Here is a 13,540-nt window from a genome sequence, read left to right on the forward strand (position 1 = left end):
TTGCACAAACTGTAGAGCGCATGCTCCGTCCCAGGGGATTGGGACGGGGAACTGGAATGCGAAATATTCTGAAAGCGATAATGGGAGTAGTGATACTATTCTCGGTAACACCGGCGCAGGCTGCCTCTTGCTGGAATATACAGGCGATAGAGGCGGCGCAGGTGCGTGACTTTGAAACCATGCTGATGGTCTCGGCGCTGCGGTGCCGGAATACAGGTGTCAACTTTCTCGATGAATATAATGATTTTGTCCGCTCCAAGCGGACGGCATTGACGCAGGTGAATGACGAGCTGCGCGCACAATTTGAACAGACTCTCGGCGCAAAGGCGGCGCTCAACGCTTATGATGGCTATGTGACTTCCCTGGCCAACAGCTATGGCGCAGGGGCGGTCGGGCTGGCCTGTTCCGACATGCAGTCGCTGACTCGGGCAGCCAATGCTGCGTCGCCAAGCAAGGCGGCGCTTGTCACCCTTGCGCAGCGAGCGGGCGCTGATCCGCGTTTGCCGGGCGCGAAATGCCCGCTTACCATCGCGGCAAAGTAACTCATATAAAGAAATCTTTATATTTGATTTGATTCCGGCGGCATGGGTTGGTAGAGAAGCTCCAACCGATGCCGCCGCATTGCTGTGGCGGCCCGACCCTATTTCAAAAAGTCCAGGAGACCATTGTGGCCACTGCACCTGTTGCTGATTTTTCCGATTATGTAGTCGCAGACCTCGGCCTTGCCGATTTCGGCCGCGCTGAAATCCGCATTGCCGAAACGGAAATGCCCGGCCTCATGGCGCTGCGCCAGGAATTCGGAGCGTCCAAGCCGTTGAAGGGAGCGAGGATAACTGGCTCTCTTCACATGACCATCCAGACAGCGGTTCTCATTGAGACTTTGGCCGACCTGGGCGCCGACGTGCGCTGGGCGACCTGCAACATCTATTCGACGCAGGATCACGCCGCCGCCGCCATAGCCGCGCGTGGCATCCCCGTGTTTGCGATCAAGGGTGAAAGCCTTCAGGATTATTGGGATTATGTCGTCCGCATCTTCGACTGGGGCAAGGACGAAACCTGCAACATGATCCTGGACGATGGCGGCGACGCCACCATGTTCGCGCTCTGGGGCGCGCGCGCGGAGGCAGGTGAAGCGCTCTTCACACCCTCCAACGAAGAAGAGGAAATTTTTGTAGCGGTGCTGAAGCGCTTCCTGGCCGAGCGCCCCGGATATCTTACAAAGACGGTTCAGGCCATCAAAGGTGTTTCGGAAGAAACCACCACCGGCGTCCACCGCCTCTATGATCTGTCGAAAAAGGGCAAGCTTCCCTTCCCGGCCATCAACGTCAATGACAGCGTCACCAAGAGCAAATTCGACAATCTCTATGGTTGCAAGGAAAGCCTGGTCGACGCCATTCGCCGGGCTACCGACGTGATGTTGGCGGGCAAGGTTGCCTGCGTCGCCGGCTTTGGCGACGTGGGCAAGGGTTCGGCTGCGTCACTGCGCAATGGCGGCGCGCGTGTCCTGGTGACTGAAATCGATCCGATCTGCGCTTTGCAGGCGGCGATGGAGGGCTATGAAGTTGTCACTATGGAGGAAGCGGTCACCCGCGCCGACATTTTTGTAACCGCCACTGGCAACGCCGATGTCATCACGGTCGATCACATGCGGGCGATGAAGCCGATGTCCATCGTCTGCAATATTGGCCATTTCGACAGCGAGATTCAGATCGCTGGCCTTGGCAATATGAAGTGGACCGAGGTGAAGCCCCAGGTGGATCTGGTCGAATTCCCAGATGGCAAGCAAATCATCGTTCTCGCCAAGGGCCGGCTCGTCAACCTGGGATGTGCCACCGGCCATCCAAGCTTCGTCATGTCGTCCAGCTTCACCAACCAGGTGCTGGCGCAGATCGAGCTCTTCACCAAGAGCGATCAGTATAAGAATGACGTCTATGTCCTGCCCAAGCATCTTGATGAAAAGGTGGCAGCGCTTCATCTGGACAAGCTCGGAGTGAAGCTTACCCAGCTGACCCAGAAGCAGGCCGACTATATTGGCGTCCCCACCCAAGGGCCGTTCAAGCCTGACCATTACCGTTATTGATTTAGGATCATCAGCTTAATTCCTCCTCCTTCGCGGGGGAGGATATCTATCCCGGCTTCACCCGCCGCCCAGATTGGGCTACTGCCCCTGCATGACCATGATATCCGGTAATCATTACAAGCAGGGGCTGAATACCGGATGCTAGCCCTGTCCACCACCACCATGGCTGCGCTTGGCGTGGTGGCTGCGCTTTGGCTTTTTGGCGCTGTTTGGGCGCTGTACGCCGGGCTTTCAATGCGGCGAAGATCGGCCTTTGCGGCAGAGCAGGCGGACCGGTTGGCGCTTTTGCTGGAGTCAGCCCCTGCTCTGCCTGTCCTGGTCCGTGCCGATGGCCGGATCGAAGCGCCCGACCGGCTTGCAGGCTGGCTGGGGCTGGAAAGCGTTCCCAAATTCGTCTCCCAACTGACTGAGGCAGAAGGAGGGCTTGAACCGAAAGACGGCCAGACGCTTGCCCATGACATTAGTGCCGCGCAGAAGGCTGGAAAAAGCTTCACCCGACCAGTGAGCGCGCAGGGGTCATCAAGGGCGTTGCTGGTGCGAGGGTCCCCGGCCGGCCCAGCCTTGTCAAGTCCAGGCGGGGTTATTTTGTGGCTGTTCGATGCGACCGAAAGCCAGGTTGAGATAGCTGCGCTCACAGAAGAAAAGGACAGGCTTGCCCGCGCGCTGGAATCCTTGGCGGGGGTCATCGAAGCGGCGCCCATGCCGATGTGGCATCGCAGTCCGGATTTGCGCCTGTCGCTCGTCAATTCCGCCTATGTGCAGTCGGTTGACGCGAGCGATGCGCAAGAAGTGATCCTGAACGGCATGGAACTGGTCGAGCCCATTGAGGGAGTTTCCCCGATGGCGGCAGCAGCGACGGCGCTGGAATCCGGCGTTTCCTATGCGCGGCTGGTGCCGGCCACCATTGATGGTGAACGGCGCATGATGAGAGTCGTCGACGTGCCGCTGGGCGAGGCCGGGGTGGCTGGTTATGCCATCGACATGCACGAGCTGGAGCAGGCACGGAGCGAATATAAGCGGCTTGCTGAGGCGCAGCGCGACATGCTCGACAGGCTTTCGGCGGGAGTGGCGCAATTTGGCGCTGATCGCAGCTTGCGTTTCTCCAACCAGCCTTTTCAACGCCTGTTCGGGCTTCGTTCGGAGTCGTTGTCCGACGCACCGGAATTCGACCGCGTCCTCGATTCGATGCGCGAAGCAGGACGTTTGCCCGGCAGCCGCGATTTTCCCGCCTGGCGCACGGAGCGGCGCGACTGGTTTCTTTCGACCCAGGCCATCGAAGAAAATTGGTTGCTCCCCGATGGCGTGCATTTGCGAGTATTTGCCCAGCCTCTGCCCGATGGCGGCTTGCTGTTGATCTTTGAAGACAGGACGGAGCAGGTTCAGCTTTCAAGCGCACGCGACACATTGCTGCGGGTTCGTGCGGCGACGTTCGATAATTTGTTCGAAGCGGTGGGTGTCTTTGCATCCGACGGACGACTGCATCTGTGGAATAACCGTTTCAAGAAGATCTGGGGCTTTGAGGAAAATGCTCTGGCAGAGCACCCTCGGGTCGATCAAATGATGGAAAAAGTGGCATACAAGCTACTGAAACCCGATCAGATTTCTGTAGTGCGCGAGTTGGTTCGTTCCGCCACTGTGGAACGCAAGCAGCGCGGTGGCCGCGTCGCTTTCGCTGACGGCCAGCATTTTGAATTTGCCGCCATTCCGCTACCGGATGGCAATGCTCTTTTCACGATGCTTGACGTTACCGATAGCCGTAGAATTGAGCAGGCGCTGCGAGATCGCAATAGCGCGCTTGAGGAGGCCGACCAGATCAAAACAGCCTTTGTATCCAACATGAGCTACGAACTGCGGACACCCCTTACATCGATTGCGGGGTTCACCGAAATGCTCCAGGCCGGCTATGCCGGTGAACTGCCTGATCAGGCACGCGACTATATCGGAGCGATCATGGAAAGCGTCGCTCGGCTATCCAGCCTCATCGACAATGTACTTGACCTGACCCAAGGTGAGGCGGGGGCATTGCCTCTGCATATGCGACCGCTGGATCTTGCGGAACTGATCCAGGAGCGGGCCGGCCACTATCAAGACGAAGCCAAGGGCAGGGAGATCGAGTTGGCGGTCAAGATCGACGACAGTCTTGGCAGTGTGTCCGGGGATAGCCGCCGATTGGGTGAGGCGATCGACCATCTGTTGGCCAATGCGATCCGCTATACTGGCTCGGGTGGGCGGGTGTTGCTTCATGGCGACGGTACGCCGCAGGGCGCAAGGATCGTCGTTTCGGACAATGGACCGGGGATGGACGTCAAAGCCCAGGCACTTGCTTTTGACCGCTTCAAGCGCGCCGAGCAGGCCAAGAAGGGTGAGCCGCTTGGTTTTGGCCTTCCTTTAGCAAGGCAATTGGTGGAGGCTCATGGCGGAACGCTAAATCTGATGTCGGAGCTGGGGCAAGGAACGGCGATTACCATGGAGTTGCCGAGGGGATGATAGTCGGGAACGAGGCAGAGATGCATGCCCTGGGCGCGATGTTGGCGCAGCGCGCTGAGCCGGGCGACGTGATCGCCTTGCGAGGTGAACTGGGCGTCGGGAAAACCACACTTGCCCGGGGGCTTCTATCGGCGCTCGGTCTCGAAGAGGAAGCGCCCAGCCCGAGCTTTGCCATCGTCCAGCCTTATGCGCCGCCACTGGTCCGCTATCCGGTGGCGCATATCGATCTTTACCGCATAGAGGATGCCGGCGAGATACAGGAATTGGCGCTGGATGAGCTGGTGCTCGATAGCCTGCTGCTGATCGAATGGCCTGAAAAAATGGGTGACGCCCTGTGGCCGCACAGCCTGGTCCTCAAGATCGAAGCGATAGATGATGGATCGAGGCGCTTGACAGCAACCGTCCCTGCTGCATGGAAAGAGCGATGGCCATTGAAATGATCCCTCCCGCCGCGGCGCCGGCATTTCTTGACTCAGTTGGCTGGGGCGACGCGCGTATTCTGCCATTGGCGGGCGATGCGTCCTTCCGACGCTATTTCCGCATCATCGACAATGAGCGGCAGGCGGTCTTGATGGATGCGCCGCCGCCCTATGAAGATCCCCGCCCTTTTCTTGCGATCGCCGACCATTTGGTAGGACAGGGCTTCGCCGCGCCGCATATTTACGCTCGCGATCTGGACCACGGCCTGGTGCTGCTGGAGGATTTCGGCGACATCAGGGTTCGGGAATATCTTGAGGCGGCTCCACATGAGGAGCGCAGCGTATATGAACGCGCGGTTGCGCTGCTCGCTGATCTTCATGCCCGGCCTGCTGCCGATCTTAACCCCTACGACCGGCAGGAATATCAGCGCGAAGCCGGGCTGTTGACCCAATGGTATTGCCCGGCCGTCGGAGTGGAGGCGGACGCCGGCAGTTATATTGCGGCCTGGGATCAGGTGCTGCCGATTGCCGAAGAGGATGGCGCGCCCGCCGTAACCGTATTGCGTGACTATCATGCGGAAAATATCATGTTGATACCTGACCGTGAATCTTCTCATGGGCTGGGACTGCTGGACTTTCAGGACGCGCTTGTCGGACACCCGGCCTATGATCTGGTGTCGTTGTTGCAGGACGCCCGCCGCGATGTCTCCCCTGAGCTGGAACGTGAGATGATTGCTCATTACAAGCGGATCGCAAAGCCCAACGGCCATTTCGACGCCGCCTACGCAGTGCTCGGCGCTCAACGCAACGCCAAGATCATCGGCATCTTCACGCGCCTTTGGAAGCGCGATGGGAAACCGCGTTACCTTTCCTTCCTGCCTCGTATGTGGAACCTGCTGGAGCGGGATCTTGAACATCCGGCATTGAAGCCAGTGGCCTCTTGGTTCGCCGACAACATCCCAGGGGAAAAGCGCCATCACGCGCTGGCGGAGCATCACGAGGCATGATGAACGGAACACCTGTGCATTCGGCGATGCTGATGGCGGCTGGCCTTGGCAAGCGTATGCGGCCGCTGACCGCCACACGGCCAAAGCCGCTGGTGAGAGTGGATGGAAAGCCGCTTCTCGATCATGCGCTGGAACGGCTTGAAGCTGGTGGGATCAAGAAAGCCGTCGTCAATGTCCACTATTTGCCGGATGCGCTGATCGCACATGTGAAGGCCCGCCGAAGTCCCATGGAGATACTGATCTCCGATGAGCGCGAAAAGCTGCTCGAAACCGGTGGAGGGCTGGTGAAGGCCTTGCCTATGCTTGGGGACGAGCCATTCATCTGTGCCAATAGCGACAATATCTGGATCGACGGTCCCCAAAACTCGATCGCGATGTTGAGCAGCCATTGGGACGATGAGAAGATGGACGCGCTGCTGTTGCTCGTCCCGCATGCGCGGGCGCACTGTCATAAGGGCCCCGGCGACTTCCATATGGACGATCTTGGCCGCATTACCCGTAGGCGCTCTGGCCGTCTGGCCCCATTTGTTTTTACCGGCGTGCAACTCGTGTCCCCCCGCCTGCTCCGCAATCCGCCGGAGGGGGCGTTTTCGACCAATTTTTTCTGGAGTCGAGCCATAGAAGAAGGCCGCCTTTACGGCGTGTCGCACGAAGGGCTGTGGTTTGACATAGGCTCGCCCGGAGCGATACCGAGGGCAGAAGCCATTATCGCCGGTGGGTAGCGCCGAAAAGCCATCCGTCTTCACTATTCCGGCGCACCGGGCCTTTGCCGACGCGCTCGCGGCCGGTTTGCTTGCGCAATATGGGAGAGAGCCCCTTGGCCTTGCTCGGGGTATTGTGCTCGTGCCCACCAATCGTGCGGCACGCTCTATCAGCGACGCCTTTGTTCGTAGGGCGGAGACGGGCTTGCTCCTGCCGCGCCTGGTTCCCCTTGGCGATCTTGAACTGGGCGAGAAGCTGGGAAGCGCTCTTGAGCCCATAAGCGAAGGCGCGGATATTCCGCCCGCCATTGCACCTATGGAACGCCAGATGATTTTGGCCCGGACAGTGCAGGACGTTCGAGCTGCTTCGGGGCAAGCTGTTGATGCCGGGGAGGCGATGCGGCTTGGCGTGGCCTTGGGGCAGGCGCTTGACTCGCTGATGGTGGATAAGATCGCGCCGGATAAGCTCAGGGACCTTAATGTTTCAGTCGAACTATCAGATCACTGGTACAAGTCTCTGGAAATATTTAATATTCTCACAGAAAGATGGCCGCGTGAGTTGGCGGCGCGCGGTTTGATCGACGCGGCGGAGCGTCGAAACCGGTTGCTCTCGCAAATCGCGAAGCGCTGGCGCACCAACCCTCCGGCGGGATTTGTGGTGGCGGCCGGTATAACGACGTCCGCCCCTGCAATTGCGGAGCTGCTTCATCGGGTGGCGCGAATGGAACGTGGCGCTGTTGTGCTACCGGACCTGGATCTCAACCTGACCGCCGAGGAGTGGGATAGCATCGGTCCGTTCGAGCCTGATCCTGTCACCGGTTATCGCAAGCGGCCGATCGAAACACATCCCCAATTTGCGTTGAAACTGCTGCTCGACAGAATGGGCGTGCACCGTGATGAGGTGGCGCTTTGGCGTTGGGGCGGCGGGCACGACGCTCGCGCCGCGCGCAGCCGGAATATCTCCAATGCCATGCTGCCGCCCCGACTGACGGCAAAATGGCGAGATTTGGAGACTTCGGAACGCAATCTGGCGGGAGTAAGGTTCCTGGAGGTAGCGACGCCGGCCGAAGAGGCTCAGGCCATTGCCATTGCGTTGCGCGAAGCATTGGAGACCTCGGGAAAGACCGCGGCCCTTGTAACCCCTGATCGTGGGCTTGCCACAAGGGTGTCCGCACATTTGAGGCGTTGGGGAGTCGAAGCGGACGACAGCGCTGGGCGGCCATTGAGTGAACTGCCGCCAGGGGCTCTGCTCATTGCCCTTGCCCAGGCTGCTGCTGAACGTTTCGCTCCGATCTCGCTCTTGGCGCTCCTTAAACATCCGCTGGTGAAGGCCGGGGACGAAAGGCTGGCTTGGCTCGAGCAGGTTCGCCGCTTCGATTTGTTGTTGAGGGGGCCAAGGCCCGCCGCAGGGCTGGCAGGAATCGGCCATTACCTAGAAGCAAGGTTAGAGTCGACCGATAATATATTGATATGGTGGAATAATCTTAATGCCATTTTGAGGCCGCTCGAGACGTCGTTTACGACGGCCACTTCGCTCCCCCCGCTATTTGCCGCCATTCGCGAAGCGGCGGGTGTACTTGCTGGTGATAAGGTCTGGGCGGGGCATCAGGGCCATCAGGCGGCCGCACTCTATTCCGAAATGGAAGCTGCCGCCAAGGAAGGACCGCGGGATTCCGATCCGCGCTCCTTCGTGTTCCTGCTGGAACAGATATTGTCCAATATGGCCGTTCGACCGCCGCAAGGAGGGCACCCGCGCATCGCGATATTGGGTTTGCTGGAAGCGCGATTGCAGCAGGCGGATTTGATGATCCTTGGGGGATTGAACGAAGGCACTTGGCCGGCGCTTCCCGCGCCCGACCCATGGCTCGCCCCCCGTGTCCGGCAGGAATTAGGCCTGCCAGGGCTTGAGAGGCGCATCGGCCTGTCCGCGCATGACCTTGCCAACGCCCTCGGTGCGCCCCAGGTGCTGATAACCCGCGCTCGCCGCGATGCCAGCGCCCCTGCTATCGCATCGCGCTTTTGGCTGCGTTTGAAGGCGATGGCGGGGCCGCAATGGCGTGAGGCCAGGGAATATCGCAATTTGGCGCTAAGGATAGATGAGCCCGGCAGTCATTCCCCGGCAACGCAGCCAGCGCCTTGCCCGCCTGCCGCGACGCGACCAAGGGACATCGCCGTCACCGACATGGATCGTCTGAAAGCCGACCCCTACAGTTTTTATGCCCGAAAGATGTTGGGCCTGTCCGCCCTTGATCCAGTGGATGCCGAACCGAGCGCCGCCTGGCGCGGTACCGCAGTGCATGACATGTTGGAGAAATGGGCGGCCGAAGACGGTTGGGATGCAGCAAAGCTCGAAGCCCGCGCCCGATTGATGTTGGCGCAGTCGGACGCTCATCCGATGATGCGGGCGCTATGGCAGCCTAGATTGATGAAGGCGATCCATTGGATAGCGCGGCAAGTCGCAGACAATTGGTCGCAAGGAAGACGGCCCTTGCTTGCGGAAAAATGGGGCCGCTTGCACATTGCGGGCGTCAATCTGGCGGGCAAGGCCGACCGGATCGATGTGATGTCCGACGGAACATTGGCGATAGTCGATTATAAAACCGGCAAGCCCCCGAGTGGAAAGCAGGTCGCGGCGGGATACTCCATGCAATTGGGTCTGCTCGGCCTGATTGCCGAGAAGGGGGAGTTTGATGGTCTGGCGGAGCGGCGGACCGCTTCGGTCTTTGAATACTGGTCGTTGGGGCGAGACTCCAAGTCTGACAGCTTCGGTTATTTCCTGAGCCCCGTAGACCCCAAGGGCAACTACGGAAAGATCGTGACGGAAGAGTTCACGCAGCACGCGCAGCGGCATCTCCTCGACGCAATAGAGAAATGGCTGATCGGGGAAGCCCCGTTCACGGCCAAGCTGCACCCGGAAATTCCGACCTATGGCGACTATGACCAGCTGATGCGGCTTGAGGAATGGTATGGCCGGGGAAGGACAGGAGGCGGTTCAACATGAACCATTCGCCCCTGCAGCCGCTGAAAGGCAGCCAGAGCCTCGCTTCCCGTCCGGACGATCATGTCTGGCTGAGCGCGTCGGCCGGAACCGGGAAGACCCACGTGCTGACAGCGCGTGTCTTTCGTTTGTTGTTGCGGAAGGACGTCAGTCCGGAAAACATCCTTTGCCTGACTTTCACGAAAGCCGGTGCCGCCGAGATGGCCGAGCGCATTCATAACCGCCTGGCGGCGTGGGTGCAGATGGATGATGGCAGCCTGTTCAACGATTTGGAAGCGCTGGGCGAAGCGTCTGGTCCGGCTGCCCGCGATCATGCCCGCACCTTGTTCGCCAGTGTATTGGATGCCAGCGGCGGCGGCCTTCGTATCCAGACGATCCACAGCTTCTGCCAGACGCTGCTGTCCGCTTTTCCCCTGGAGGCCGGCCTGATCCCCGGCTTTCGCCCACTTGACGAACGCGAGCAGAAGAGCTTGGCGCGCTCAGCCCTGGCCGATCTGCTTGTGAGCGCCGAAACTGAGGGAAATGCCGGTCTCATTGCAGACATGCAGGCGCTTAGCCTGAGGCTCGGGGAAGAGGGGGCAGAAAATTTCCTTGCCCGCTGCGCCCGTGCCCCTGACGCCATGACGTCATTGCCCCATGATATTCAAAACTGGCTTCGCGACAGGCTCGACCTTCCGGTTGGCGATGTGGAGACGGCCATTGCTTCTGAATGCGCTGATGAATTGTTCGATATTGCCGGCCTTCGGCGCATTTCCGCAGCCAACAAGGCCTGGGCCACCAAGACGGCCCTGGAACATTGCGATATCATCGCCCGCTGGTGCGGCGCTTCTGGAAAGGAACGAGCCGCGACGCTTGCGGAGCTTCTGTCCCTGTTTTGGACCGGCAAGGGAGAACCACGCAAATATTCGCCCAAGCTGATCGATGCCGAACCCGAATATGAGGCGCTGGCGGCCCGAATGGCCGAGTGCTGCGATCGATTGTTGAAACTGCGCGCTCGTGTGGCCTGGGCAGATCTTTATGCTAGAGCGCTGTCGGCCGGACGTGCCTATGCCCATGCCTATAGCGAGGCCAAGCGCCTTGCGGGCGCAGTCGACTTCGATGATTTGATCCGCACCACGGTTCGACTTCTCAATGAAAACAAGATGGCGGACTGGATTCGCTTCAAGCTCGATCAAGCCACCGATCACATTCTGGTGGATGAGGCTCAAGATACGAATATTGCCCAATGGCAAATAGTTGCTGCACTTGCTTCAGATTTCTTCTCAGGGGAAGGCGCGAAGGGGGAAAAGGTTAGAACGATCTTCACCGTCGGCGATTTCAAACAGGCGATTTTTGGGTTTCAGGGTACAAGTCCTGATGCCTTTCGCGCAGCCGAGCTGTTCTTTTCCCGGCAATGCGAGGAGGCAGAGCAAAATTTCCACAAGCTGTCGCTGGTGCAGTCCTTTCGCTCGACCCCGCCAGTGCTTGATCTGGTCGATGCGGTCGTTGAGGAACTGGGAAGCGAATGGCTGGGTCTAGACGAGAGCGCGGAAGCGCATCAAAGCGCCGTTCCCCATCCAGGTGAAGTCATCCTTTGGAATCCCGTTTCTGCCGATCTCATGGCAGATCAGGAGAATGAGGACGAGGGCGAAGAAGAGTGGCTCAGCAACTCATCCCGCGAACATGCTGCCCGTATCGCGAGCCAAATTAGCGAATGGCTGAGCCATGGCCTGATGCTGGAAAGCAAGGGGCGTACGCTACAAGCCGGTGACGTCATGATCCTGGTTCGGAAGCGAAGCGATCTCGCGCGGTTGATCGTCGCGCGCCTTTATGAAGAAGGGGTGCCAGTCGCTGGTATCGATCGCCTGCGTCTCAACGCGCCGCTGGCCGTTCGCGATCTGCTCGCGGCGTTGCGGTTCGCGCTTCAGCCCGAGGATGATCTTAACCTTGCCAATCTGCTTGTCTCGCCCCTTATTGGATGGACCCAGGAGCAACTGTTCGAACGCGCGCGGCGTGAGAAGGGGGTAAGGCTATGGAGTCATTTACGGCGGACCATGGGCGGCTCAGACAATCTGGAACCGCTTTACGGCTTGTTGGGCCAGGCCGATTTCACGACCCCCTACCGCTATCTGGAGAATATTCTCTCAGGCCCAATGGATGGCCGTCGCAAATTGCTGGGTAGATTGGGCGCTGAGGCGCGCGACCCCATTGACGAACTGCTGAATGCGTCTTTGAGCTTTGAAGCCGAAGCGCATCCATCGCTGCAAACCTTCGTGGACTGGTTCGACCGGGGCGATGTGGAGATCGTCCGCGATGCGTCGGCCTCCGACGATGCAGTGCGGGTTCTGACGGTGCATGGCGCGAAGGGACTTCAAGCGCCGATGGTCATATTGGCCGACGCCACGGTGGACCCCAAGGCCATGGGCAATATGCGGGGCTTTGACTGGTTGATCGAGGACAGTCAGGTCAAGATCCCCGTCCTCTCGCCGCGTCGCACCGAGAAGATGGGGTTGATCGAGGAGGCTGCAAAGAAGGCTGAGCGGGCCGAGTTGGAGGAGCATTGGCGGCTGCTTTACGTGGCGCTTACCCGCGCGGAAGAGAAGCTGGTGGTGGGCGGAGCACTTGGCCCGAAGGCAAAAGGGCTGCCGCCAGAACTCAGCTGGTACGCGCTTGTGGCGCGGGCGATGGAGCGTCTTGGCGTCATTGCGGACGAGTCCCCTCGCTGGGGCCATGAGCGGGTTTATCAGGGCGTCCAATCCTTTGCGCCGCGTAAAGTGCAAGCTGTTCAAGACCTCGCTCCGGAAACGGATTTACCTTTACCGGTTTGGCTCGGGCAACCAGCGCCGGCGGAAGCGCGTCCTCCTCGCCCTCTCGCACCATCCGCGCAGGAGGAGGACAGCATCCCCGATCCACCACCGTCCGCCCTAATGCGAGCCGCGGCGGAGCGAGGGAAGTGGCTGCATTCATTATATGAACGATTGCCGGCGGTCGTGGCTTCCGAGCGCCGCGCCGCAGCGGATAGCTGGCTGTTGCGGGTGCAGGGAGTAAAGGAGGAAGGCATTCGCTCAGAAATTATCGATCGCGCTCTTGCCATAATAGAAAATCCCGATTTTGCTGCCTTATTTTCCCCGGACGCTTTGGCGGAAGCGCCAATTGCGGCCGTGGTGGGGGGGGAGGTTGTCGCCGGCACGGTTGATCGCCTATCTGTGACAGAGGAATGTGTCCGGGTCGTCGATTTCAAGACGGGGCGCTTTGTTCCTGTGGGAGCAGCGGACGTGCCGCGACCCCATTTGCGCCAGATGGCCGCCTATGCGGCAGCGCTGGAGGTGATTTTTCCCGGTCGAAGGATCGAAGCTGCGCTGCTCTACACCAGCGGCCCAAAAATAATTGTCTTGCCGGGCGATCTTTTGGTTGCGCACAAGCCCGGCTATGCCGGCGCACAGCAAGAATTGTAATGATGGCGGGTTGAGGGAAGCCTGATGGCGTCCTAGATAATGCTTCGAATAGAAGGAGAATTCATATGGCGACCAAGGCGATTTCCGATACCAGTTTTGCCGCTGACGTACTGGATTCCGACAAGCCGGTGTTGGTGGACTTTTGGGCGGAATGGTGCGGTCCCTGCAAAATGATCGGTCCAGCTCTGGAAGAGATTTCCGATGAATTGGGAGACAAGGTTACGATCGCCAAGCTGAATATCGACGATCATCCGGACGCTCCCGCTAAATATGGCGTTCGCGGTATTCCGACGATGATCCTATTCAAAAATGGCCAGCCCGCAGCAACCAAAGTGGGAGCCGCGCCCAAGAGCCAGCTAAAGGGCTGGCTTGAAGGGGAGCTTTGAGGTTGGAATGCCTCAGGAACTTTTTGGC

Annotated in this window: 9 protein-coding genes; all 9 read left to right on the forward strand. The window is 59.4% G+C overall.

From position 1 onward, the window contains the following. The first annotated feature begins 56 nt into the window (after positions 1-56). Positions 57-542, forward strand: a complete 486-nt coding sequence (locus HNQ99_RS09580; RefSeq protein ID WP_184475419.1) for a hypothetical protein — start codon at positions 57-59, stop codon at positions 540-542. A gap of 125 nt (positions 543-667) precedes the next feature. Then, positions 668-2,080 (forward strand): adenosylhomocysteinase, encoded by a 1,413-nt coding sequence (gene ahcY / locus HNQ99_RS09585; RefSeq protein WP_322790353.1) that lies wholly within the window; start codon positions 668-670, stop codon positions 2,078-2,080. A 138-nt stretch (positions 2,081-2,218) separates the two neighbouring features. Continuing rightward, positions 2,219-4,567 carry a PAS domain-containing sensor histidine kinase gene (locus tag HNQ99_RS09590; protein ID WP_184475420.1) on the forward strand — a complete coding sequence of 783 codons (2,349 nt, stop codon included), beginning with the start codon at positions 2,219-2,221 and terminating at the stop codon, positions 4,565-4,567. Continuing rightward, positions 4,564-5,007, forward strand: coding sequence for a tRNA (adenosine(37)-N6)-threonylcarbamoyltransferase complex ATPase subunit type 1 TsaE (tsaE, locus tag HNQ99_RS09595; protein ID WP_184475421.1), 444 nt, complete (start codon positions 4,564-4,566; stop codon positions 5,005-5,007). The genes HNQ99_RS09590 and tsaE overlap by 4 nt, the downstream gene beginning before the upstream one ends. Continuing rightward, positions 5,004-5,993, forward strand: coding sequence for an aminoglycoside phosphotransferase family protein (locus HNQ99_RS09600; protein ID WP_184475459.1), 990 nt, complete (start codon positions 5,004-5,006; stop codon positions 5,991-5,993). The genes tsaE and HNQ99_RS09600 overlap by 4 nt, the downstream gene beginning before the upstream one ends. Then, positions 5,993-6,715, forward strand: a complete 723-nt coding sequence (locus HNQ99_RS09605) for a nucleotidyltransferase family protein (RefSeq protein ID WP_246414851.1) — start codon at positions 5,993-5,995, stop codon at positions 6,713-6,715. Before HNQ99_RS09600 ends, HNQ99_RS09605 begins: the two co-directional genes overlap by 1 nt. Continuing rightward, positions 6,708-9,695, forward strand: coding sequence for a double-strand break repair protein AddB (gene addB / locus HNQ99_RS09610; RefSeq protein WP_184475422.1), 2,988 nt, complete (start codon positions 6,708-6,710; stop codon positions 9,693-9,695). Before HNQ99_RS09605 ends, addB begins: the two co-directional genes overlap by 8 nt. Further along, a complete protein-coding gene (addA, locus tag HNQ99_RS09615) occupies positions 9,692-13,126 on the forward strand; it encodes a double-strand break repair helicase AddA (protein ID WP_184475423.1) in 3,435 nt (1,144 codons plus the stop codon). Before addB ends, addA begins: the two co-directional genes overlap by 4 nt. Before the next feature lie 65 nt (positions 13,127-13,191). Then, a complete protein-coding gene (gene trxA, locus HNQ99_RS09620) occupies positions 13,192-13,512 on the forward strand; it encodes a thioredoxin TrxA (protein WP_184475424.1) in 321 nt (106 codons plus the stop codon). Positions 13,513-13,540: the final 28 nt, after the last annotated feature.

This window comes from Rhizorhapis suberifaciens (genome assembly GCF_014200045.1).
GTDB classification, from domain to species: domain Bacteria; phylum Pseudomonadota; class Alphaproteobacteria; order Sphingomonadales; family Sphingomonadaceae; genus Rhizorhapis; species Rhizorhapis suberifaciens.

Coding starts and splice junctions, on each gene's coding strand:
- HNQ99_RS09580 (WP_184475419.1), top strand. CDS start 57: ATGCGAAATATTCTGAAAGCGATAATGGGAGTAGTGATACTATTCTCG.
- HNQ99_RS09590 (WP_184475420.1), top strand. CDS start 2,219: ATGCTAGCCCTGTCCACCACCACCATGGCTGCGCTTGGCGTGGTGGCT.
- tsaE (WP_184475421.1), top strand. CDS start 4,564: ATGATAGTCGGGAACGAGGCAGAGATGCATGCCCTGGGCGCGATGTTG.
- HNQ99_RS09600 (WP_184475459.1), top strand. CDS start 5,004: ATGATCCCTCCCGCCGCGGCGCCGGCATTTCTTGACTCAGTTGGCTGG.
- HNQ99_RS09605 (WP_246414851.1), top strand. CDS start 5,993: ATGAACGGAACACCTGTGCATTCGGCGATGCTGATGGCGGCTGGCCTT.
- addA (WP_184475423.1), top strand. CDS start 9,692: ATGAACCATTCGCCCCTGCAGCCGCTGAAAGGCAGCCAGAGCCTCGCT.
- trxA (WP_184475424.1), top strand. CDS start 13,192: ATGGCGACCAAGGCGATTTCCGATACCAGTTTTGCCGCTGACGTACTG.